This window comes from Thioalkalivibrio sp. ALJ15 (genome assembly GCF_000383695.1).
Classification (GTDB): Bacteria; Pseudomonadota; Gammaproteobacteria; order Ectothiorhodospirales; family Ectothiorhodospiraceae; genus Thioalkalivibrio.
Window position 1 is genome coordinate 186083 of the sequence record NZ_KB912059.1, and the last position, 22372, is coordinate 208454.

The window sequence follows — 22372 nt, forward strand, 5'->3', positions numbered from 1 at the left end:
CGTAATCGAGGTTTGACGATGTGTGGTTGCGCTACGGGGAAAGCAGGCCGGCGCGGAACAACTCGTCGTAGGTCGTCAGTCCGCGTTCGGCCTTGTCCATGCCGTCATCAAGGAGCATGCGCTGGCCCTTGTCGGCCAGGCGCTGGCGCAGGCCCCTGTCGTCGTGGTGGTCGAGGATGGCCGCGCTGTCGGACTCGTCCAGGTGCCAGACCTCGAAGATGCCGATGCGGCCGTAGTAGCCCAGATTGTTGCAGACGGAACAGCCGCGCGCGGCCCAGACCGTCTCGGGGGGCTCGCGACCGCCGATGCCGAGCCACTTTTGCTCTCGGTCGTTCGGTGCCCGGCGCTCGTGGCAATGCGGGCAAAGACGTCGCACGAGCCGCTGTGCGATCACAAGCTCGAGTGTCGGTGCGATCTCGAAGTCTTCAAGGCCCATGTTGCGCAGGGAAGCGACGGTACCGACTGCATCACGACTGTGCAGGGTGGCCATCAGGGAACGCCCGCTGGTGGCGATGTTGATCGCGCCGCGGGCGGATGGCTCGTCGCGGACCTCGCCGACCAGTACGTAATCCGGGTCGAGTCGAAGCAGGGTCTGGGTGCCTTGCTCGAAGTCGAGTCCCTGGTCGGTATTGATCTGGATCTGGTTCACGCCCGGGATGGCGTACTCGACCGGGTCCTCGAGCGTGATGATCTGCTGCGATGTTTGGCCGATTTCGTGCAGCAGGGCGTACAGGGTCGTGGTCTTGCCGCTGCCGGTGGGACCGGTCACCAGCAGTACGCCACCGGCTGTCTGCGTCCATTGGCGAATGGCCTCGACCTCCTGTTCCGGAAGACCCAGGTCGCTCAGGTCCTGGAAGGCATCGGGCTCGGCCAGGATGCGCACGGACAGCTTGTCGCCATTGACGCAGGGTACGGTCGTAACGCGCAGATCCAGGTGCCCTGTGTCCTCGCCGCGCCAGGCGAAGCTGCCTTCCGCGGAGTTCAGGGTGGGCATCGGGTCGAGACTGGCCAGCGTCTTGAGCTGATTGGACAGCAGTTCGCCGAGGCCGGACTCGAGTGTCGTGGCGTCGACCATCAGGCCATCGATGCGCAGCCGAATGCGGTAGCCCTGAGGTTCGGGGTCGAGATGGATGTCGGAGGCGCGTACGGCGACGGCGTCCTCGATCAGGGCATGGGCCTCGAGCCGGCCTTCTGCGTGCTCGTCCTCGTTGAGGTACTCGCGCAGGCCGGGGACCAGATGGGGGTTCAGTGCGCGCCCGTCACCGGGCGTTGGTCGGAGCGATTCCGGCATTCAGCCCCCGGTGAAAGGATTGGGGATGTCGCGATACCGGTCGAAACCGGCAAAAGCTACCGCTGCGGGCGTTCGCGCAGGTCGCTCGCGGAACGGGTGACCTGTGCTTCGCGGTCCAGCATGATCAGGGCCTGCGTCTCCTCAGTCTCCTCGCTGACCATCTGGTCACCCTCGACCCCGGGCGGCGGGCTTTGAGGCCGCATTTCCATGACCTGCGCGAGGGTGGGCAGCTCAACCTTCGAGACCAGCTCGGCAGTGGCGTCCTGGGCCTGCGGATTCTGCATCGTCAGCACGAAGCCGGTCGCGAGCACGAGCAGCGACAGGATAAACGGGTGCTGTTGTTGGGCCGTATGCAGCGGACGGGTATCGAACATCGATGCAGCCTGGGTAAGGGTCTTGATCCATGGACAATACCCGCGGGAGCGGGTTCCTTCAAGCAACCATGTTCCGGCCGCGAGTGCGCGTCTCAGGCCACTCGGCGGCAGACCAGAAAGACCTCGCCGACGTCTTCTGTGGGGATCATGCCCGGATAGAGCTGGAGCGTCTTCTGACGCTTCAGGGCCAGCGGCATGAAGTAGCGGTTGTAGTAATGCATGGCCGTATCGCGGTGATGCTGCAGGAACCACATGCCCAGACGGGTGAGGAGTGACGAGCGGGGCTTCATACCGAAGACGCCGCTCTGATCGATGGTAAGACCATGGCGTTCCAGCAACGCGAACAGGCTGTTGGGCGTGTAGCGGCGGTAGTGACCCACGATTTCGTCGAAGCGGGTCCAGTACTCCGGATGGAGGGGCGTCGAGAGCAGGATGCGCGCCCCCGGGGCGGCGACACGCGTCAGTTCGCGCATGGCCTGCTCGTCATCCTCGACGTGCTCGATGATGTCGAGCGCAGAGATCAGGTCGAAGCGGCCGTCTTCGTAGGGCAGGTCGCTGATGACCGCAGATTCCGTGTGACCGCCTTCGGCGCGCAGCGTGCGCAGGGCGGGCTCGCTGATGTCGGCGAAGTGGGTACCGGCGATGGGCAGCCGCGGCCGCATGCCGGGCCCGACCTCAAGGCGCTCGCAGCCGTCGCGATTGAGTCGGCAGACCAGCGGCCAGGTATTGAACTGGTCGGGCGACACCAGTTGCGAGTCTTTCCACAAGTCATTGTAGAAACGGCGATTGGTGTCGAGCAGCCGATCGTGATCGGCGGTATGCGGGGAGGCAGGATCAGACAAGCAGATTTCCGGGGTGCGAATATGTGAAGAGTATAGGGATTCTGTGACGCTCCATGGCGGAGACCGGGGGGCGCATGTGGGAAGCTGTGAACGGCGTCCGGGTTCCGCCCACGCAAGGGAGCGCTTACCTGGGGCGATGTCGATCAGCCGAAATGTTGTTCCGTGGATTCCTGTGACCGCGTGGGGACCGACACCACGCAGTTCCGCCCTTGGGCCTTGGCGTTATAGACGGCCTCGTCGGCCGCGCGGAACAGGTCGTTGATTTCTACATCGCTTCCGGGTTCCCGGCTGGTTACTCCGAAGGACGCGGTGAGCGGCAGGCCCGCCGGGCGCAGGTCCTGGATCCGCTGGCGCAGGTCCTCGGCACGGGTATGGGCATCGAACAGGTCGTTGCCTGGCATCAGGATCAGCAGTTCCTCGCCGCCGAAGCGGACAGGGACTTCGCCGGGCGCGGCCACGGCGCGCAGGAGTTCGCCAATGGCCGCGAGGACTTTGTCGCCGACCAAGTGACCGTGACGGTCATTGATGTCCTTGAAGTGGTCGAGATCCATCAGGATCAGGGCCAGCGGTTGTTCCCGGCTGCAGGGCTCATCGAAGAAACGGCTGGCGAACTCGGTTAGTGCATTGCGATTGCTCAGACCGGTCAGTGGATCAACCATTGCCATTTCGTAGTGCTTCTGACGCTGAAGGCGGACCTCTTCCATCAGGCGTTTGTTGTTCAGCAGGTTGCACAGGCGCGTCCGAAGTTCATCCCCTTGGAAAGGTTTGGTGATGAAGTCATTGACGCCAAGGCGAAATAGCTCCGCGCGTTGGTGCTGATCATCCAGGCCAGACATGGCGACGATCGGCATCTCGGTCATGTCCGGGCATTGCTGACGGATGCACCCCACAAGCCCCATCCCGCTCAGCTCGCCCTCAACCAGGATGTCGCTCAGGACCAGGTCGAACTGCGAGGGGTCGAAGGCCGCGAGGGCGTCGGAGGCACTGGCGTAGTGCACGATATCGATGCCCATCGGCTCCAGGGCGCGGCGCAGGTAGCGTGCGGCGGTGGGGCTGTCCTCCACAAACAGAATCCGTCCGCTGTGGAGGTTCTCCAGCGGCTGCGCGTACCGTTCGGCCTGCTGGAACAGTTCCCCAATGTTGGTTCGGTCGTGGACATCGGTCGCGCCCGCGGCGAAGGCGCGTTCGCGAATGCGCATATCGGGGTTGGACGTAAGGAGGATCAGTGGCAGCCCGCGGCCGTAACGCTTCTTGCGCGCCGCGCGGCAGAATTCCAGGCCATCCATGTCGGGCAGGCTTAGCGAAACGCAGGCCAGCTCTGCGCGGAAGATGTCCAGGCGTGCGAGCCCCTCGGCGCCGGTGCCGGCCATGCTGGCTTCGTGTCCGGCGGTGCCCACCATGCGGCTCCAAAGGGCCCGGAACACGCGCGAGCGATCGACGACCAGGATCCTCATGATCCCGGCCCCTGTGGGCGATCCTGCCGTGGCCCCCTGTGCCCGTGCATGTCCTTGCTCCCATTCCGTCCGGAAACCGCAGCGTCCGTGCTGCCGCTCCGTATAGTGCGCGCTGCCAGCGTTTGCAACAACTGCGGTACCTCGGCTGTGTTGCCGGGGCATGAATGGAGCGTGGGTCGCCTGACTGCATAAGCCAACCCACGGTACAGTTCCGTCATGACAGGAGACGACGCTGGCAAGGCACCGGGAGCGCGCGATTATCGCCAATGGGATGCCTGCGCCTGTGCGGCAGCCGTGCGTGACGGGGAGGTCGCGCCCGGGTCTCTGCTGCGGTGCGCGCTGGAGCGCCTGGATGCGGTGAACCCCGTGCTCAATGCGGTTTGCATCGATGCCCGATCGCGTGCCCAGGCGCGAATCGACGAGGGCGTTAAGGGACCATTCGCCGGGGTCCCGTACCTGGTCAAGGACCTCCTGCAGGACGTCCAGGGGCTTCCCTCGACCCTGGGCAGTCGGTCCTGCCGTCAGGTGATTGCGCCGGCCAGTGCTGACACCGTCCACCGAGCCGAAGATGCAGGGTTGGTGATTCTGGGCAAGACCGCGACGCCGGAATTCGGGCTCAAGGGGGTTACGGAGTCCGCGCTCTGGGGGCCGACGCGAAACCCGTGGGATATCGATCGCTCGCCCGGTGGTTCCAGTGGTGGGGCGGCGGCGGCCGTGGCGGCCGGGATCGTGCCCATGGCCGGTGCCAACGACGGGGCCGGGTCGATTCGCATACCGGCCTCGTACTGCGGGTTATTCGGACTGAAGCCTTCGCGCGGTCGGGTGCCGGTGACGCCGCTGGCGGGCGAGGCCTGGGAGGGCGCCGTGAGCGAGGGGGTGCTTTCGCGCAGTGTGCGTGACAGTGCCCGGATGCTCGATGTCCTGTCCTCGGGGCAGAGTGCTTCCGCGCCCTTTCGGGTGGAGCCACCTTCGGCAAGCTTCGAGGAACTCGCCCGACGCGAGCCGGGACGCCTGCGGATCGGCTGGAACGTCGATTCGCCCGTTGGCGGAAGAGTCGATCGCGATTGTGTGGAGGCGGTGGAGCGGGCCGGCGCTTTGCTGGAAGCGCAGGGCCACGTCGTCGAGCGGGTAACGGACTGGCCAGTGGATGGCCGGCATGTGGCGCGGTCGGTACTGGCGTTGTTGTACGGACAGGTGGCGGCGTTTGTGGCGCGGGCGTGCGAACGGGGTGCGCGCTGGGACGACTTCGAGCTGGATACGCGTACGCTGGCGCGGCTGGGGCGGGCGTTGACCGCGGGGGAATACGCCCGCGCCCGGCAGGGCTGGAATCGCGTGAGTCTGGCGCTGGCGACGCTGTTCGAGCGCTATGACGTCCTGCTGCTGCCGACCGTGGCGATGCCGCCCCCGCGGATCGGCGAGCTGGAGCCAGCCCCCCTGGTCCGCGCCCTGCAACGGCTTGCCCTGTACCTGCCTGTGGGCCGCTGGATGCTGAACAGCCGCTTTCTGGAGCGGATGACGTTCGAGAACCTGGAGCGCACCCCGTTTACCCTGGCCGCCAACCTGGCCGGAATCCCCGCGATGTCGGTGCCGCTGCACTGGGATCGGGGTGGACTCCCCGTGGGTGTGCAGTTCATGGCGCCCTGGGGCGAAGAGGGACGGCTGCTCTCACTGGCGACCCAGCTGGAGGCCGCGCAGCCCTGGTTCCACCGGGTGCCGCCACCCCTGCCGGGCACAGGGCAGGGCTGAAGCATCGTCCCTGCGTCCGATTCGGGTCAGGCGACGCTGCGGCGCCAGCCCGTGATTTCGGCGTGCAGGTGCTGGCGGGCCGGGTCGTCCAGGAAGGCGGCTTCGACCGCGTTGCGGGCGAGCTGCTCCAGGTCGTCGAGCGACAGGCTTAGCGCTTCGGTCGTTGCGCGGAAGTTTTCGCCGATGTAGCCGCCGAAGTAGGCGGGGTCGTCGGAGTTGATGGTGACCCGCAGCCCGGCAGCGAGCAGGCGCTTGAGGTTGTGGTCCTCGAGCTGGTCGAACACGCAGAGCTTGATGTTCGACAGCGGGCAGACGGTCAGCGGGATCTGTTCCTTCGCAAGCCGTTGCAGTAGGGCGGGGTCCTGTTCGGCCTGCACGCCATGGTCGATGCGATCGACTTGCAGCAGGTCCAGGGCCTGGTGGATGTATTCGGGTGGGCCCTCCTCGCCGGCGTGGGCGACGACGCGGAAGCCGGCGTCGCGCACGCGATCGAAGACGGCCCGGAATTTCTCCGGCGGGTTGCCCTGTTCGGCCGAGTCCAGACCGAATGCCGCAATGCGGTCACGGTAGGGCTGGGCCGCCTCGAAGGTCTCCATCGCGGCCTCGGCGCTCAGGTGGCGCAGAAAGCACAGGATCAGCCGGCTGGAGATTTCCAGCTCGCGTTTGCCGTCGTCCAGGGCGCGGGTGATGCCATTGATCACCGTCGCGAACGCCACGCCGCGTTCGGTATGCGTCTGGGGGTCGAAGAAGATCTCGGTGTGGCGTACGTGATCCTGCTGGCAGCGCTGCAGATAGGCCCAGGTCAGGTCGTAGAAGTCCTGCTCGGTCAGCAGGACGCAGGCCCCCGCGTAATAGATGTCCAGAAACGACTGCAGATCCTGGAACTGGTAGGCCGCGCGCACCTCGTCGATCGAGGCATAGGGCAGTTCCACGTTGTTGCGCTCGGCCAGCCGGAACAGGAGTTCCGGTTCCAGGGCGCCCTCGATGTGCAGGTGCAGCTCTACCTTGGGGAGGCGGGCGATGGCGTCTTGCATGGTGGCGGCCTGTGGTTTCGTGCGTGGGCGAGGAATGGTAACGGCTTGTTCTGGATCGCGCTTGATGGGCCGCGATTACGGGTCGATACGCGTCTCGCTGGCGCCGCCGTGCTCGATCCAGCCACGGATCATGCGTGGGGTGGTCGTGCCGGCCGCACAGCGCCCCTCGCGGTCGATCACGATCGCCCCGCCGTAGCCGTCCAGTCGCTCGCGCAGCCGTCGCAGGCTCGCGGTGAGGGCCTCGGCGGCACCGAGGCCCAGCAGCTCGATATGGTCGGCCAGGTCCTTGGCGAAGACACTGCGTAGAAAATGCTCGCCGAGGCCGGTCGCCGAGATGGCGGCGGTGTGATCGTCGGCGTAGACGCCCGCACCCGCGATGGGCGAGTCCCCGACGCGGCCGGGGCGTTGGCCATTCATGCCGCCTGTGGAGGTTGCCGCGGCCAGGTGGCCGTGCTGATCGCGGGCGACCGCGCCGATGGTCCCCGGGGCGGGCTCGTCATGGTCCAGCGTGACTGTGCCGCGTCGCAGTGTTCGTTCCAGTTGCTCCCGCCGTTGCGCCGTGATCAGTCGGCTTTCGTCGATCAGGGGCAGCCCGGCCTGCCGAGCAAAGCTTGCGGCACCCTCCGCAACCAGCAGCACATGCGCGCCGTCCTCCAGGATTGCGCGGGCCAGGCGGATGGGATTGGCGATCCCGCGAACGGCGCCCGCAGCCCCCACACCGAGGGTTTCACCTTCCATGATCGCGGCGTCCAGCTCGACCGTGCCCTCGCGGGTCAGCGCGGCTCCGATGCCGGCGTTGAATAGCGGGTCGTCCTCAAGCAGTGCCGCGCAGTATTCAACAGTATCGAGTGCCCGCTCGCCGCGGGCCAGGCTCTCGCGGCCGGCCTCCAGTACCCGCAGCATCGCGGCGTGGTACTGCTCGGCAACCAGCGGGTCCTGCGCCTCGCGGATGCGCCCGGCACCGCCGTGGATCATCAGCGAGAAGGATTTCGAGGCCATCAGCGGTCCTGCACCTGGCCACGGATGAACAGGATGTCGCTGTGGCTGCCCGGGACAAAGCGGCTCTGGGCGATCGCGATCTCGCCCGCCGCGTTGACCGCCATCCGCCGTTTCAGCTGCCCCTGAAGCCCGCCGCTGTAGGGCCGGTCGACGGTGCCCGGGACGGGCTCGACGGGCGCGAACGCCAGGGTGTCCAGCGTGGCGTGGGTAAACGCCAGACCGTACGGGCGATCGGTCGGGTGTTGATAGCGCTGCCAGACGAGATAGAGCCGGTCGGCGGAGCGCGCCAGCGTGGGGAAGCCGCCCGGCCAGTCACCCGCGTCGAGCTCATTCGCCGGGCCGAACTCCAGGGTGTCGGCATCGGCCTGGGTGATGTGCAGTCTGCGGTGGTAGGGCTGGCGGTAGTCCTCCAGGTCGTTCGCAGGGATGGCCCCGAACGCCAGATGCACGGTACCTCCGTCATCCACTACTAGCGAAGGGGCGTCGGCATGACCTGGCGTTTCAACCGCCGTCGCAGGTGCGGCAAAGCCTTCGCCCAGTTCATCCGAGGTCGCGATGCGGATGTCGGCATACGGGCTGTCACCCTCCGACCAGGCGAGCAGGATCCGTCCCGAGGGGGCCTGAGCCAGACTCGGTGCGCGGGCCGGTTTGTAGGCCCCTTCGTTGATCGTCTCGGGTTCCGCGAAGCTCTCGCCATTGTCGGACGAGTAGGTGACGCGCAGCGGACCCTGGTACTCGGTCCAGGCCGCGACGACCTGACCCTCGGCGGCCAGCAGCAGGTCCAGGCTGCCATTGTCCCAGCGATGGGCGGTGATGCGTCCCTTGCCGGCACCGTCCCGCGAGTTGGACAGATTCTGATGATCCTCGAAGGAGCGTCCCCCGTCCCGGGAGCGGGCATAGAGGATCTCCCCGCCGTGGTCGCCCCCGGTAAACAGGATCTCCTGCCAGAGCAGGTGAACGGTGAATGCGTCCTCGTCATCCGGTGTCGGCTCGATCGCGACGCGCGGCAGCCAGGAGAAGGTGTCCGGTTCCCCGCCGATACGGGTGGGCTCATCCAGGACGGCCTGGCCGTCGCGGTCGTAGCGTTGCAGCAAGATCGCCTGTTCTACCTGGTCAACCCAGACGACCACCACCTCGCCATGATCGTTGATCGCCACCGAGGCATCGTCCACATAGCGAAACTCGGAGGCATTCATGCGCCAGGGGCCTCGGTAGGCCTCGCCGCGGGCGACTTCGCCGGGATCCTGCCAGACAATCCGGTTCTGGGCTTCGTGGTCCGCCAGTGGCGGTGTGGGCGCAATAGCGAAAGCTAGGCCGGCCACGAGGCCAATGGCCGGCCGGGCGTGTGCGTGTGCGGTACGAGCCATGCGACCTCCTGGGATGAAATCCGGGCCGGTTACGTGCGGCTGCGCTTTATGGGACCACCGGGTGCCGGGAAGGATTCACGTCTATCCCCCAAGGGGAGACAACAGTTCCTGGACGAAACGGCCGAACAGCGCTGGTTCCAGCAGGAGCATGAAGCTTACGCCCCAGGCACCGCCCCACAGGTGGGCGCTGTGGTTCACATTGTCGCGAGCCTGGCGCTGCGCCCAGAAGGAATAGGCCACATAAGCCGCCGCAAAAACGATCGCCGGCATCGGGATGAAGAACACGAACAGCATCGACCAGGGCTGCAGCAGGATATAGGCGAACAGAACGGCCGAGACCGCTCCCGAGGCGCCCAGGCTGCGGTAGAAGCGGTTGTCCCGATGGCGCAGGTGGGTGGGCAGGATCGCCAGCACGATGCCGGCCAGATAGAACGCCACAAAGCCCAGTACGCCGATCTCCGGGACCAGCACGCGCTCCATGGCCATCCCGAAGAAGAACAGCGTGATCATGTTGAACGCGAGATGGGTGCCGTCCGCGTGAATGAACCCGTGGGTGATCAGCCGCCAGTATTCCCCGCGGGCCACCGCCGGTGGCCAGTAGATCATCCGTTCCATCACGCGCGGTCGCTGCCAGGCCCAGACGGAGGTCGCCACGGTACCCGCGATGATGAACAGCGTGATGTAAAAGTCCTGTTCCATTGATGATCGGCCACGGTCGGGGGGCCGATTTTTCTGATGGGTTCGGCCCTGGATATTGAAAAGTTCGCTCGACTTCCTACGTATCGGGGTAGGAGCCCTGAATGCAAGTGCGTACGACACACGATACGAGGAGGTGACCGCATGGACCTGCAAAAGCTCAAGCCGTGGAACTGGTTCAAGCGCGAGGAACAGGAACAGCCCGAGGTCCTGCCCGCGCGGCGCGACGAAGCCACGGGCGACCCGCTGCTGCGGATGCACCAGGAGATGGACCGGATGTTCGAGCAGTTCTTCGGTCGTGCCCGGGGCGGTGCCCTCGCGGGGCGTACCGGCCCACTGTGGCTGAAGCCCAGCGTGGACATCGCCGAGGGACGCAAGGCCTACCGGATCTCGGTGGAGGTGCCCGGGATCGCGGAGGAGGAGATCGACCTCTCGATCGATGGCGACGACCTGATCGTCTCGGGCGAAAAGCGCCAGGAACACGAAGAGGACGAGGAAGGCTACCATCGAATCGAGCGCAGTTACGGGCGGTTTCGCCGGGTCCTGAGCCTGCCCGGCGACGCCGACACGGACGGCATATCCGCCCGCTTCAAGAACGGGGTTCTGGATGTCCATGTCCCCCGTCGCAAGGATGGCGAGCGCCCCGGGGTGCGGCGCATCGAGATTGGCCGCTAGCGTTGCATGGGCGAATCGCTCCGGACATGCACAGTGCCCCTGCGCAGTCTAGGCTGAAGGACAGGTAAGCGGCAGGGAGGCCGATGATGACGCGCCGTATCGTGATCTGCGCGGACGGGACCTGGAACCGTCCGGAAGAGGACGTCGAGTCCGACGTCCCGACGAACGTATTGCGCCTGGCTCGGGCGGTGGCGCCGGTCGACGCCGCTGGCGACACCCAGCAGGTGTTCTATGACTGGGGTGTGGGGTCGTACCACGCCCGGGTCAGTGGCGGAATAACCGGGCGGGGCATCCACAAAAACATCACCGATGCCTATCGCTACATCGTGCAGAACTACGCCTCCGGCACGGAGCTCTTCCTGTTCGGGTTCAGCCGGGGCGCGTACACCGTGCGCAGCCTGTGCGGCCTGATCAACAACTGCGGGGTTCTCCGGCGCCCGGATGCACGCCTGATCGAAGAGGCCTTTCGCCTGTACAAGCGCACAGGGGCGGCTTACAAGCCCGAGGGCAAGCACTCGCGCGCCTTTCGCGAGACCCACAGCCATCCCTCTCGGACGATCCGTTTCGTGGGTGTCTGGGATACCGTCGGGGCACTGGGCATCCCGTTTTCGGTGCTCGGGCTGTTCGACCGCACCGACGAGTTCTACGACACCAAGCTCGGCCCGAATGTCCGGATCGCCCGGCATGCACTGGCCATCGACGAGCGCCGCGCGGACTTCGAACCCACCCTGTGGGAGCCGCGCGAAGGGCTGGATCTGGACCAGCAGTGGTTCGCCGGGGTGCACGCGGATATCGGGGGCGGCTATCCACCCGATGCCCGGGGGCTGCGGGTCGCCGATATTGCCCTGGACTGGATGCTGGAGCAGGCATCCGCCGCAGGACTGGAGTTCGAGCCGCACCTCCCGGCCAGCCTGCGCCCCGACGCTCGCGCCGCGATCCACCAGTCGCGGCGTCACATCTATCGCTTGCGCCGTACACTGGTCCGGGATCTCGACCAGGGGGATTCCCCGACGCGGCTGCACTCGTCGGTCGAAGAACGCTACCGGCAGTCGCGCGACTACCGGCCTCCAAACCTCAAGGCCTATCTCGACAGGCGATCCCGCGACCTGTGACCTCACTGGCCCCGGCTCGTGTCATCATGAATGCACCGGCACGGGGGCGTTTGGAGGTATAACCGCCGCTTTGGCGGGGGTACCGGGCTCGGGGCGAGAGAGTGGCAACGGCTTTGGGGAGGGGGCATGGCGAGGTCGCGTGACGCGAGCCAGGAACGCTGGATCGATCGGTTTCGTGTGCTGGCGACACTGGGGGAGAGTGCGCGCGACGGCCTGTATGTCGCGCATGACGGCGTACTGGACCGGCGCGTGATGGTACGTACGCTGACGCACCAGGCCCTGGGCGATGCCGAGGCGCGTGATGACCTGATGCGCGCGGCCCGCGCGGTGAGCCGTTTCCGGCACCCCCACAGCGCGGCGATCTTCGAAGCGGGGCCCTGGGACGAGGGTCTTTACCTTGTATGCGAGTACATCGAGGGCGAAACGCTGGATGCCCTGCTCGCCAGGGGACGGCTGCCGCTGGACCGCGCCCTGGCGCTGATGCGCGAGATTGTCGATGCCCTGGCCGCTGCGCACGAGCAGGGGATTGTTCATGGGTCGCTGCAGCCCGCGAACATCACGGTGGGCGCGGATGGTCATGCGCGAGTCACCGGTCTGGGGCTCGCGTTGCCCCAGGGTAGCGAACAGGCCGCGGGGCATCAGACACAGACGCGCCATTACCTGGCCCCGGAGCAGCTGCGCGGCGGCACGCCTGCACTGGCAGGGGACGTGTTCTCGCTGGGGGCGCTGTTCTGCGAACTCATGGCGGGGCGTCGGGCCTTTCCCGGGGACACCGACCAGGGTGTTCTGGATACGATGGAAACCGGCGTCTTCGAACCGCCGTCGAAGCACACGGGCGAGGGCGACGAACGCCTGGATGCCATCGCCCTGAGGGCACTGCGGCCCGATCCGCACGAGCGTTACGCAACGGCCCAGGCGCTGCGCGAGGCGTTTCTCGCCGTGACCGAGGGCCGCGAGTCCGACGCGGGAGATCCGGGCGACTTCATCCTTCGAAGGATCCGGCGCAAGCCGGACTTCCCGGGGGTCTCGGCCCACATCCGCGAGATTACCCAGTGCTCGGGCGACAGCCAGCAGCGTTCGGTCGCCGAACTGTCGAATGCGGTGCTGAAGGACTACGCGACGACACAGAAGCTTCTGCGGCTGGCCAATTCCCCTTTCTACAGCAACTTCGGCGGCAACATCCGCACGGTGTCCCGTGCGGTCGTCCTGCTGGGATTCGAGCAGGTGCGCACGGCGGCGCTAGGCCTCGTTCTGCTGGAAAACCTCAAGGGCGGGAGCCAGTCCGCTCGCCTGATGCAGGCGATGGTGCAGACGCTGTTCAGCGCGATGCTGGCGCGCACGCTGGCCCGGCAGCTCGGCGGAGTCGAAAGCGAACAGGCGTTTGTCTGCGCGTTGTTCCACGACATCGGTCGCATGCTGGCGCTCTACTACCTCCCCGAGGAGGCCGACGAGATTCAGATCCGGCAGACACAGGGCGTTTCCGAGGGCAGTGCGGCGCGCCAGGTGCTCGGGCTCTCGTACGAGGCCCTGGCGCGTGCCGTGCTGGAGGACTGGAACTTCCCGCGCGAGATCGTGCAGGCGGTCGAACGGGCGCCCGAGGGCACGTTGCCGGCGGTACGCGACCTGGACCAGCGTCTGCACCGGATCGTGACCCTGGCCAGCGAGATGGCGGGCCGGATTATCCACCAGGACCCGGCGGAGCAGGATCTCGCCCTGGCCGAACTGCGGCGCCGCTACAAGGCGTCGCTGGACGTCGAAGCTACGGGTATGCGCCGGGCCATTCAGGACGGGCGCGTGCATCTCGAGCAGTTTCTGAGCGTGGTCAAGCTGCCGCGCGAGGGGCAGGAACATCTGCGGCAACTGCGACGGAATCTGGGGGTTGGCGAGACCGCGCAGGGTGGCGATGTTCCGGACGAGCAGGCCCTGCTGGATGCCAATGGTGGCCTGGCGGCCGACGGCCCGGGCTCAGGGGCGGCGTCACCGGCCGAGCAGGCGGCGGCGCTGATGGAGTCGCTGACGGACATGCTCGATGCGATGGTCGAGGGATTCGAGCTGAACCCGCTGGTGCAGGCCGCGCTGGAAAACATCTACCAGGTGCTGGGGTTGCGCCGCGCGATGCTGATGCTGGCGGATCGGGAACGCCGCACGCTGGTGGCCCATACCGCGTTCGGGCATGAGGCGGAATCCCTGTCCGGGCGCTTGCGCTTGTCTCTGTCCGGCTCCGGCAATGTCCTCTCGCTGGCCATGACACAGCGCAAGGATATGGTGATCAGCGACAGTTCGGACCCGGCGATCAGCCGCTACCTTCCGGGGGATTTCCGTGATGTGCTGGATGCGCGTAGTTTTCTCTTGCTGCCTCTGGGTGTGCGTGAGCGCTGCGTGGGGCTGCTGTGCCTGGAGTTGGCGCCGGGCAGTACGGAACTGGACCCGCTGGTGCTGCGCGCTCTGAAATCGGTTCGGAATCAGCTGGCCCTGGCGATCTGCGAGGCGCGTTCCTGACGTGATTCAAGGCGACCCCTCCCCGGCGAGTACGCCGATGCGGTAGTCGGGGAGCATGTCGTGGGCACGGCGGCTGTGGGGGCGGCCGGTACCCTTCGTATCCCATCCGTGCGAGGCATCCGTTCCGCAGTCGTCCTCGATCGGCGTCGGATGGCGCGGCAGGTACTCAGTGAAGTCATAGACCACGCCATGGATCGCCATCCAGCAGTCGTCTTCGCTGGCGTGGCGGGCCAGTTCCTCGTGCGTGATGCCCTCGTCACCCTCCACAACCGGTGGGGTGGTGTCCGGGCCCAGCAGGTGCACGGCCAGGAGGGTCAGCAGGCTCGCGATGAACGCGACTAGGAGCGTGTAGAGAGTCTGGCCAGTTCGTGTCATGGCGTTCTCACAGCAGATGGAAGGCCTCGGAGTGGATGCGCGCGTTCGGCACGCCTTCGGCATGCAGGAGTCCGCGGACGTAACGATCGACAACCCCCGGACCACAGATCCAGAACTCGGCGGATGCGAAATCCGCACAGTGCTGCCGCAGGAAATCGGCGCTGAGCAGGCCGTCCCGTTCGCGCAGGTGCAATGTCAGGTCCAGATCCTCGATCGTGTTGGCGAGACGCTCGAGTTCGTCATGGTAGGCCGCTGCTTCCCGGCGATCGGCCAGTTGGAACAGGTGCACGGGAGGGTTGGCCGAACGTCCTTCGTGCGCCAGCGCGCGTACCGCAGACACAAAGGGGGTAATGCCGACTCCCGCGCCCAGCCAGACGGCCGGCCGCTTGCGGTCATGCCCCTGCAGGAAGGTGCCGTACGGGCCCTCGACCTGGACCGGGCTACCCTTGGCGACCGTCTGCAACGCGCGCGATCCATCGCCCAGGCCCTTGATTCCAATCCTCAGGTATTCCTCCCCGGGTGCGGAGGCGATGGTAAAGGGGTGTTCTTCGCCCTGGCCGTTGGCCAGTCCCGGGTCGAGCGGCGTCAGATAAACAAACTGGGCCGGTTGATGCGCCAGCGGCTCTCCTTCGGGACGCAGACGCAGCTCGACCATGGTCGGGGTCAGCCGCTCGACTCCGTCGACCCGGTAGTCATGCCGTCCGATGCGGGGCGAGAGCAGCTTGCGCCACAGGTAGGCGGCCAGTGCCAGGATCCCGAGCAGCCACCAGGGCCAGGTCGCCTGCGCCAGCGGCCAGGCATGGACAACCCCCAGCAGAAGCGCGAGGCCGGACAGCACATGCAGGCGTTTCCAGCGGGCGTACCCGGGCTCGCCAAAGAACTTGAAGGTCGGGGCCAGCACGATGACTAGCACGACCAGTGCGCCCCATCCGGCCAGGATGGCCCAGTGATCGGGGCCCGGGAACAGGCGGTGAACGGCGGATGCCACCGAGTGTCCCATCCCCCCGGCGGCGACGAGCCAGACGTGCACGATCGCGAGGAGCAGGGCGGCGGCGCCCAGGGCGTGGTGGCGTCTCCAGAGGTCGATCAGCCCGCCGAACGGGCGGTCGCTGTGCGGTAGCCGGATGCTTAGGATGCCGGCCAGCAGCATGCAGGTGAGGGCGAGTACCCCGGAGACCTGCGTCAGCCAGCGGATGACCTCGTCGCGCTCCCAGATGATGGGCGCCAGGTGGCCACCGGCCCAGAGCGGGACGAGCAGCGCCAGCAGTAACAGAAAATCGCCCCGGTGGAGTCGGTTCACGGCGGCGCCCCTGAAGGGTGACCATCCGTCGAGTATGGAAATGCCTCGTGCGCTTCGCAAGTGGGCGTCAGAGCTTGCGCCGGTACCAGTGGATCACGATCCAGTCGTACAGCGCGTGGGTGATGATGACCACCAGCAGGTTGCCCGTCAGGTAATAGACGAGCCCCAGATAAAGCCCGATGGCCGTGGCAAAGACGAAATAGAGCCGCGTGATCGCATGGGCGAGGCCGAAGACCACCGCGGCGATCAGGATCGCCAGGAACGCCGGCAGGTGGGTGTCGAGCCAGGTCTGCAGGACACCGCGAACCAGGAGCTCTTCGCCGAGTCCGGCCAGCAACGAAATCAGCAGGATGGCCCCTGGCCAGGCGCTTCCGAACAGTCGCGCGATGAAATCGCGCACCTGTCCGGAAAGGGTGTCGTAGGCGGACCCGCCGAAATGCGCGATGAGCCCCAGCATCGCCAGCATCGGCAGCACCGCGATCACGCCGATCAGCGCATGATTCGGATCCCAGTGCAGGTGCTCGCCCAGCGGAACCCCGGCGATTGCGGCCAGGAAGAATGCCAGGGGGATCAGGGCGGCCTGGAACATCAGGCCGACCAGGAGGGGGTGGCTGCGCAGGTTCATGGGCGCAGGGTAGCGCACCCATGGGGTGGTTACGTGTTTTCCGTCAGCGCATGCACATGGCTGCGTACGCTGCGCGCCAGCGCCGCGAGATCGTAGCCACCCTCCAGCACCGAGACCAGACGGCCGGTCGCGTGCCGCTCGGCAATCGCCATCAGCTGGCGCGTGACCCACTCGAAGTCGCTCTCGAGCAGATTGAGCCCGGCGAGCGGGTCGTCCCGGTGGCCATCGAACCCGGCTGATATCAGGATCAACTCCGGCCGGAATCGTTCCAGGGCGGGCAGCCAGTCGCGCTCGATCGCCGCGCGAAAGGCGGGGCCGTCTGTACCCGCCGCGAGTGGGGTATGGACCAGGTGTTCGCGCCGGGACAGCGGCCGGTCCGGATAGAACGGATGCTGGAAGCTGGAACAGAACAGCGCCCGGGGATCATCGCGAACGATGTCTTCGGTCCCGTTGCCGTGATGGACGTCGAAGTCCGCGATTGCGACACGGCTCAGGCCGTGTACGTCCAGGGCCCAGCGTGCCGCGATTGCCACGTTGTTGAACAGGCAAAAGCCCATTGCCCGGTCCCGCTCAGCGTGGTGTCCCGGGGGCCGAACTGCACAGAAGACATTACGGGCCTCGCCCTCGAGGACGCGGCGGGTACCCTCGATTGTGGCTCCCGCCGCATGGTGCGCGGCGCGAATGGAATGCTCGTTGATGTGCGTGTCGGGGTCCACGGCAACGCGAACGCCCGGGTCGGGTTGGGCCGCGTGGATCGCGTCTACATGGGTACGGGAGTGGGCGCGCAATAGGTCCTCGTCCGTGGCCGCCGGCGGGTCCTCGATGCGCTCCAGTCCATTGAGGTTTTGCAGCGCGGCATCGATCGCGGCCAGTCGCTGCGGGCATTCCGGGTGTCCGGGTCCGGCATCGTGGAGCCGGCAGGCGGGGTGGGTGATGTACAGGGTACGGGCCATCGCCATCGACCTCTGCGTAGTGGCCGCGGGGTACGGCAGGGTTCAGCGCAACTGGCTGTCCTTGGAGGCGCGCCGGTTGTAGGGGCTGAAGGCCGCGTCCGTCTCGTCATGCGCCTCCTGGCAGGGGACGCACAGGCGTACGCCGGGCAGGGCAAGGCGGCGGGCCTCGGGGATTGTGGCCCCGCATTCCTCGCACGCCTCCAGGCTCTCGCCCTCGGGGAGTTGGCTGCGCACGCGCGCCAGTGCGTCCTCGACGGTGTCGTCGATCTGTTCCTGTTCCGCGCCGTCTTTGGACCAGCCACCCGCCATCACACCATTCCGTCAAAGCCTGTTGGGTGTTAGATACCCAGGCCCTGGCAGGGAGTTCCCGAGGTGTTAGTCGCCGTGGCCGAATTCGCGGGCGACGTAGTCGATGTCCTTGTCGCCCCGGCCGGACAGGTTGGCGAGGATCGTAACGCCGGGGTTCTCGCGGCCGTACTTCATCGCCCAGGCCACGGCATGGGCGCTCTCCAGCGCCGGGATGATGCCCTCGGCACGCGACAGGCGGTAGAAGGCCTCCAGCGTCTCGTCGTCGCTGATCGCATGGTAGGCCACGCGTTCGATGGTCTTCAGGTAGGAGTGCTCCGGGCCCACGCCGGGGTAGTCCAGCCCCGAGGCGATGGAGTGGACCGGGGCCGGATTGCCTTCCTCGTCGGCCAGCAGCATGCACTTGAAGCCGTGGATCATGCCGGGCTTGCCGTAGGTCATCGTAGCGGAGTGCTCGCCCAGCTTCGTGCCGCGTCCGAGTGGCTCGACGCCGTTCAGCTGGACGCCGGCGTCCTCGATGAAGCCGGCAAACATGCCCATCGCATTGGAGCCGCCGCCAACACAGGCGACCACATGATCGGGCAGCTCGCCGCCGGTCATCTCCATGAACTGCTCGCGCGCCTCGATGCCAACCACGGACTGGAAGTTGCGCACCATCAGCGGAAATGGGTGCGGGCCTACCACGGAGCCGATCGCGAACAGGGCCTCATCGGCCTGCGACAGGTAGGACTGGAAGGCCGAGTCCACGGCCTCCTTGAGCGAACGGCCGCCGAAGGAGACCGGCACGACCTGTGCGCCCATCAGCTTCATGCGGGTGACGTTGGGCGCTTCCTTGGCGATGTCGATCTCGCCCATGTGGATCTCGCAGTCCATGCCGAAGTACGCAGCTGCCGTGGCCAGCGCGACGCCGTGCTGGCCGGCGCCGGTCTCCGCGATCAGCTTGCGCTTGCCCATGTGCTTGGCGAGCAGGGCCTCGCCCATGCAGTGGTTCAGCTTGTGCGCACCGGAATGGTTCAGGTCCTCGCGCTTGAGATAGATATGCGCGCCGGCCTCGCGGCTCAGATTGTGCGCGTAGTACACCGGGGTGGGTCGGCCCTGGTAGTGCTTGCGGATGTAGCGCAGCTCGTTCAGGAAGTCGGCCGAGCGGGCGAGCGTCAGGTAGGCGCGGTTGATCTCGGCAAAATGCGGTTCCAGTTCGGGAGGCAGGAACGCACCCCCGAACTCGCCGAAATAACCTTCCTGGTTCGGAAAATCCTTCAGGTATGACATCTCCCGCCCTCGTGCATGTTCGAAAGGGCGAATGATCCTGTGCCAGGCGCCCCTTGCCAAGCCCGTTCGCGCAAACGCTGCCCTCAGGGGGGTGACAGGCGGTCGCAGACCTGGGCGGTGAGCTCCAGGGAGCGACGACGGGCGTCGTGATCAAAGGTCGTGGTGGTCAGGATCAGCTCATCAACCTGCGTGGCTTCAAGGAAGCGGCGCATCTCCCGCTCGACGGTGTCGGGTGCCCCGATCGCGGAGCAGGCCATGGTCTGTTCGACAATCGCCCGTTCAGCCCGGTCGAGCTGTTCGCGGTAGTGCGGGATCGGGGGCTGGATCGGTTCGGGTCGGCCGCGGCGCAGGCTGATGAAGGCCTGCTCCATGGAACTGGCCAGCGTCTGCGCATCGGTATCGGTGTCGGCCACATAGACGTTGTAGCCGGCCATCACGTAGGGCGCATCCAGGTCCGGGGAGGGTCGGAATTCGCGGCGGTAGATCGCGATCGCGTCATGCAGCTGACCCGGGGCGAAATGCGAGGCAAAGGCGTAGGGCAGCCCCAGGTGCGCCGCAAGCTGGGCCCCGAACAGGCTCGATCCGAGGATCCAGACCGGAACATGCGAACGGGCGCCGGGTATCGCCCGAATGGCCTGGTCCGGAGCGGGGTCCGCCAGGTAGCCCTGCAGCTCCACCACATCGCGTGGGAACTGGTTGGGGTCGCTCTCCGCGCTGCGGCGCAGGGCGCGGGCCGTGGCCGGGTCTGTCCCCGGTGCACGGCCAAGCCCGAGGTCGATCCGACCGGGAAACAGGGCATCCAGTGTCCCGAACTGCTCGGCGACGATCAGCGGCGCGTGGTTGGGCAGCATGATGCCGCCTGCACCCACGCGGATGCGCGCAGTGGCGGCCGCGACCTGGCCGATCACCACAGCAGTCGCCGCACTGGCGATCCCCGGCATGTTGTGGTGCTCGGCGAGCCAGTATCGCGTGAATCCCAGTTCGTCCGCCCGCCGGGCCAGGTCGAGGGTGTTGTGCAGGGCCTGCCCTGCGTCCGACCCCGCGGTGATCGGTGCGAGATCGAGTATGGAGAAGTCCGTCATCGGGGCATTGTAGGACAGGGAGTGTTGTGCCGATTGTCGGTTGACGGGGTAGCGGGGAATCGAGGCACCGTGCGGGCAGAGTGGGTCTATAGTCCGGGGTAGGGACGGCAAGAGGGCCGCAGCATGGGCATCGCGAGAACCCTGAGTGACTATCTGGCGGCACAGGGTGTCGCTTATGAACTGGTTCGGCACCCGTATTCCAGCAGTGCTACCCGAACGGCAGAGGCCGCGCACGTGCCCGGTGATCGGCTGGCGAAGGCCGTGCTGGTGGAGGATGCCGGCCATTACATGCTGGCGATCCTCCCGTCGTCGCGGCGCCTGCACTTCGGGCAGCTCCACCACCTGATTGGCGAACACGTCGGGCTGGCCACCGAAAGGGAGGTGGCGGAACTCTTCCCGGATTGTGCACTGGGCGCGATCCCGGCGCTGGCCGAGCCCTACGGCCTGGAGGCGATGCTGGACGAACATGCCCCCACCGAGGGGGATGTATATCTCGAGGGTGGCGATCACGAGACCCTGGTGAAGCTGCCGGCCCTTGCCTGGCGGGACCTCCTGGGTGCCGCCCGGCACGGGTTATTCAGTCGGCATTTGTAGCCGCTGTCGGTTGCACCATCGGCGTGTGCGGTGAATGCTGCGCCGATGGATATCGCGATTCGTTTGCAGGGGCTGGTGCGCGGTTATAACGGCACCCGCGCGGTCGATGGTGTTGATCTGGAAGTCCCGAGCGGGAGCATCCTCGGTCTTCTGGGGCCGAATGGTGCCGGCAAGACCACCATCGTGCGCATGCTGTCCACCCTGATCACCCCGGATGCGGGAACAGCCGAGGTGGGCGGCTTCGATGTCGTCCGCGATGCGGCGCACGTGCGCGAGATCATCGGGCTGACCGGGCAGTACGCCTCGGTCGACGAGAAGTTGACTGGACGCGAGAACCTTTTGCTCATCGCGCGGCTGCTGGGTCTGGGTCGTCGCGATGCGCGCCGGCGCGCGGACGAGTTGCTGGGGCAGTTTGACCTTTGCGGTGCGGCAAACCGTCCGGCACAGACCTATTCCGGCGGCATGCGGCGCCGACTGGATCTGGCGGCCAGCCTGGTCGGGAACCCCGCCATCCTCTTTCTCGACGAGCCGACCACGGGGCTGGACCCGCGGGCACGCCGCGACCTGTGGCGCCTGGTGGCGGAACTGCGGGAGCAAGGCACCACCGTGCTGCTGACGACCCAGTATCTGGACGAAGCGGACGCCCTGGCGGATCGGATCGTGGTGCTGGACCGTGGGCGGATCATTGCCGAGGGGACCTCGGCGGAATTGAAGGAACGTGTGGGTGGCCGCTCGCTGTTCGTGGTGGTGGCCGACTCGGCCCGGCTCGATGATGCGGCCGAGCAGATCACACGTATCGTCGGGGAGGGCCCGCAGGCGCGGGACAACACCCTGAGTGTCGCCGTGACGAGCAGTAGCGTTGTGCCGAAGGTGCTGCGGGCCCTGGATCAGGCGGGGATCGAGGTGGTCGAACTCGGTCTGCGCACTGCGAGCCTGGACGATGTCTTTCTGGCGCTGACCGGGCATGCGGCCGAGGTCACGTCCGAGACGACAGAGGAGGGCGCATGAAGGCACTGGACCAGACGCTGGCGCTGGCCTGGCGCAGTCTCGTGCAGGTACGTCGCAATCCCTGGGAGCTGGGGGATTATTCCATCCAGCCGATCCTGTTTCTGGTGCTGTTCCTGTACGTGTTTGGCGGGGCAGTGGCCGGCTCGACCGAAGCCTATCTGCCGTTCGTGCTGCCGGGCGTGATCGCGATGAACATGCTGTTTGTCACCGTGTATGTCGGGCACGGCCTGAATACGGATCTCACACGCGGGGTGTTCGACCGTTTTCGGGCCCTGCCCATTCCGCGCTGGGCGCCGCTGGCCGGGCGCATCCTGGCCGATCTTTTGAAGCAGGCGCTTTGTATCGCGCTGTTACTAATCGTGGGGGTGTTGCTGGGGTTCCGGGTCGAGACCTCGGTCTGGGAGGTGCTGGCGATGGTCGCGCTGGTGCTGGTCTTCGCCTCGGCCGCATCGTGGATCATGGTCCTGGTGGGTGTTCTGTCCCGCGACCCGGAACATGTACAGCTGTTCGGTTTCACGGCGTTGTTCCCGGTGACGTTCGTCTCCACCGCCTTTGTACCGCTGGATACCATGCCCACCGTGCTGCAGCCCTTCGTGCAGGCCAACCCCGTCTCGTTGCTCGCGGACGCCTCGCGCGCCCTGTTGAGCGGAGGCGACGCGCTGGAGCCCGCTTTGTGGACCCTTGTCTGGGCTGCAGCGATCGCGGTGATCTTTGCACCACTGTCGGTCTGGGCCCTGAATCGGCGTCTGGCCCGGGGATAGGGGCTCGGGT

The 22372-nt window shown here is 66.6% G+C and carries 22 protein-coding genes; 7 read left to right on the forward strand and 15 right to left on the reverse strand.

All coding sequences use genetic code 11. From position 1 onward, the window contains the following. Positions 1-31: 31 nt before the first annotated feature. The 4 genes from G015_RS0110130 to G015_RS0110145 form a co-directional block, all read right to left on the reverse strand. Entirely contained in the window at positions 32-1291 is a 1260-nt protein-coding gene (locus G015_RS0110130) for a GspE/PulE family protein (RefSeq protein ID WP_020146647.1), read from the reverse strand. Positions 1292-1347: 56 nt separating this feature from the next. Further along, positions 1348-1665: a hypothetical protein gene (locus tag G015_RS0110135; protein ID WP_012982770.1), complete on the reverse strand. Its 318-nt coding sequence runs from the start codon at positions 1663-1665 to the stop codon at positions 1348-1350. 92 nt (positions 1666-1757) lie between these two features. Further along, positions 1758-2507 (reverse strand): bifunctional 2-polyprenyl-6-hydroxyphenol methylase/3-demethylubiquinol 3-O-methyltransferase UbiG, encoded by a 750-nt coding sequence (locus tag G015_RS0110140; RefSeq protein ID WP_018649471.1) that lies wholly within the window; start codon positions 2505-2507, stop codon positions 1758-1760. A gap of 143 nt (positions 2508-2650) precedes the next feature. Beyond that, positions 2651-3961: a diguanylate cyclase gene (locus G015_RS0110145; protein ID WP_020146648.1), complete on the reverse strand. Its 1311-nt coding sequence runs from the start codon at positions 3959-3961 to the stop codon at positions 2651-2653. A gap of 216 nt (positions 3962-4177) precedes the next feature. Between G015_RS0110145 and G015_RS0110150 the strand changes: the two genes are divergently transcribed. Beyond that, positions 4178-5707: an amidase family protein gene (locus tag G015_RS0110150; RefSeq protein WP_051088999.1), complete on the forward strand. Its 1530-nt coding sequence runs from the start codon at positions 4178-4180 to the stop codon at positions 5705-5707. Between the two features lie 26 nt (positions 5708-5733). Here G015_RS0110150 and G015_RS0110155 read toward each other — a convergent pair whose 3' ends face one another. From G015_RS0110155 to G015_RS0110170, 4 genes are all read right to left on the reverse strand, one after another. After that, a complete protein-coding gene (locus G015_RS0110155) occupies positions 5734-6741 on the reverse strand; it encodes an adenosine deaminase (RefSeq protein WP_020146650.1) in 1008 nt (335 codons plus the stop codon). Positions 6742-6816: 75 nt separating this feature from the next. Continuing rightward, positions 6817-7740, reverse strand: a complete 924-nt coding sequence (locus G015_RS0110160; RefSeq protein WP_018994914.1) for an isoaspartyl peptidase/L-asparaginase family protein — start codon at positions 7738-7740, stop codon at positions 6817-6819. Further along, entirely contained in the window at positions 7740-9107 is a 1368-nt protein-coding gene (locus tag G015_RS0110165) for a sialidase family protein (protein WP_018139319.1), read from the reverse strand. The genes G015_RS0110160 and G015_RS0110165 overlap by 1 nt, the downstream gene beginning before the upstream one ends. 81 nt (positions 9108-9188) lie before the next feature. Then, positions 9189-9806: a rhomboid family intramembrane serine protease gene (locus tag G015_RS0110170; RefSeq protein WP_018139320.1), complete on the reverse strand. Its 618-nt coding sequence runs from the start codon at positions 9804-9806 to the stop codon at positions 9189-9191. Between the two features lie 141 nt (positions 9807-9947). On the opposite strand from G015_RS0110170, the gene G015_RS0110175 reads away from it, so the two are divergent. From G015_RS0110175 to G015_RS0110185, 3 genes are all read left to right on the forward strand, one after another. After that, entirely contained in the window at positions 9948-10478 is a 531-nt protein-coding gene (locus tag G015_RS0110175) for an Hsp20/alpha crystallin family protein (RefSeq protein ID WP_018139321.1), read from the forward strand. Between the two features lie 86 nt (positions 10479-10564). Next, positions 10565-11590 carry a DUF2235 domain-containing protein gene (locus G015_RS0110180; protein ID WP_028490921.1) on the forward strand — a complete coding sequence of 342 codons (1026 nt, stop codon included), beginning with the start codon at positions 10565-10567 and terminating at the stop codon, positions 11588-11590. Between the two features lie 126 nt (positions 11591-11716). Continuing rightward, a complete protein-coding gene (locus G015_RS0110185) occupies positions 11717-14089 on the forward strand; it encodes an HDOD domain-containing protein (protein ID WP_020146652.1) in 2373 nt (790 codons plus the stop codon). A 6-nt stretch (positions 14090-14095) separates the two neighbouring features. Here the strand turns inward: G015_RS0110185 and G015_RS0110190 are convergent, their stop codons facing one another. The 7 genes from G015_RS0110190 to G015_RS0110220 all read right to left on the reverse strand — a co-directional run bounded on the left by G015_RS0110190 (position 14096) and on the right by G015_RS0110220 (position 19999). Next, the gene (locus G015_RS0110190; protein ID WP_018139324.1) at positions 14096-14464 is read right to left on the reverse strand and encodes a cytochrome b5-like heme/steroid binding domain-containing protein; all 369 of its coding nucleotides are present in this window, start codon (positions 14462-14464) and stop codon (positions 14096-14098) included. Between the two features lie 7 nt (positions 14465-14471). Continuing rightward, positions 14472-15764 (reverse strand): ferric reductase-like transmembrane domain-containing protein, encoded by a 1293-nt coding sequence (locus G015_RS0110195; RefSeq protein WP_018174216.1) that lies wholly within the window; start codon positions 15762-15764, stop codon positions 14472-14474. A 67-nt stretch (positions 15765-15831) separates the two neighbouring features. Further along, complete coding sequence (locus tag G015_RS0110200; RefSeq protein ID WP_026278829.1) at positions 15832-16389, reverse strand: CPBP family intramembrane glutamic endopeptidase; 558 nt, start codon at positions 16387-16389, stop codon at positions 15832-15834. Between the two features lie 29 nt (positions 16390-16418). Next, positions 16419-17348, reverse strand: a complete 930-nt coding sequence (locus G015_RS0110205; protein WP_018139327.1) for a histone deacetylase family protein — start codon at positions 17346-17348, stop codon at positions 16419-16421. Between the two features lie 36 nt (positions 17349-17384). Then, positions 17385-17651 carry a DksA/TraR family C4-type zinc finger protein gene (locus G015_RS0110210; RefSeq protein ID WP_018139328.1) on the reverse strand — a complete coding sequence of 89 codons (267 nt, stop codon included), beginning with the start codon at positions 17649-17651 and terminating at the stop codon, positions 17385-17387. A 66-nt stretch (positions 17652-17717) separates the two neighbouring features. Next, entirely contained in the window at positions 17718-18917 is a 1200-nt protein-coding gene (trpB, locus tag G015_RS0110215) for a tryptophan synthase subunit beta (RefSeq protein ID WP_018139329.1), read from the reverse strand. Positions 18918-19000: 83 nt separating this feature from the next. Continuing rightward, on the reverse strand, positions 19001-19999 hold the full coding sequence (locus tag G015_RS0110220) for an LLM class flavin-dependent oxidoreductase (RefSeq protein ID WP_020146653.1): 999 nt from the start codon (positions 19997-19999) through the stop codon (positions 19001-19003). Positions 20000-20122: 123 nt separating this feature from the next. Between G015_RS0110220 and G015_RS0110225 the strand changes: the two genes are divergently transcribed. The 3 genes from G015_RS0110225 to G015_RS0110235 are packed head-to-tail and all read left to right on the forward strand — an operon-like array spanning position 20123 to position 22362. Further along, positions 20123-20593 carry an aminoacyl-tRNA deacylase gene (locus G015_RS0110225; RefSeq protein ID WP_018139331.1) on the forward strand — a complete coding sequence of 157 codons (471 nt, stop codon included), beginning with the start codon at positions 20123-20125 and terminating at the stop codon, positions 20591-20593. Positions 20594-20638: 45 nt separating this feature from the next. Then, complete coding sequence (locus G015_RS0110230) at positions 20639-21601, forward strand: daunorubicin resistance protein DrrA family ABC transporter ATP-binding protein (protein ID WP_020146654.1); 963 nt, start codon at positions 20639-20641, stop codon at positions 21599-21601. Next, positions 21598-22362 carry an ABC transporter permease gene (locus tag G015_RS0110235; protein WP_018139333.1) on the forward strand — a complete coding sequence of 255 codons (765 nt, stop codon included), beginning with the start codon at positions 21598-21600 and terminating at the stop codon, positions 22360-22362. The genes G015_RS0110230 and G015_RS0110235 overlap by 4 nt, the downstream gene beginning before the upstream one ends. The last annotated feature ends 10 nt before the right edge of the window (positions 22363-22372 follow it).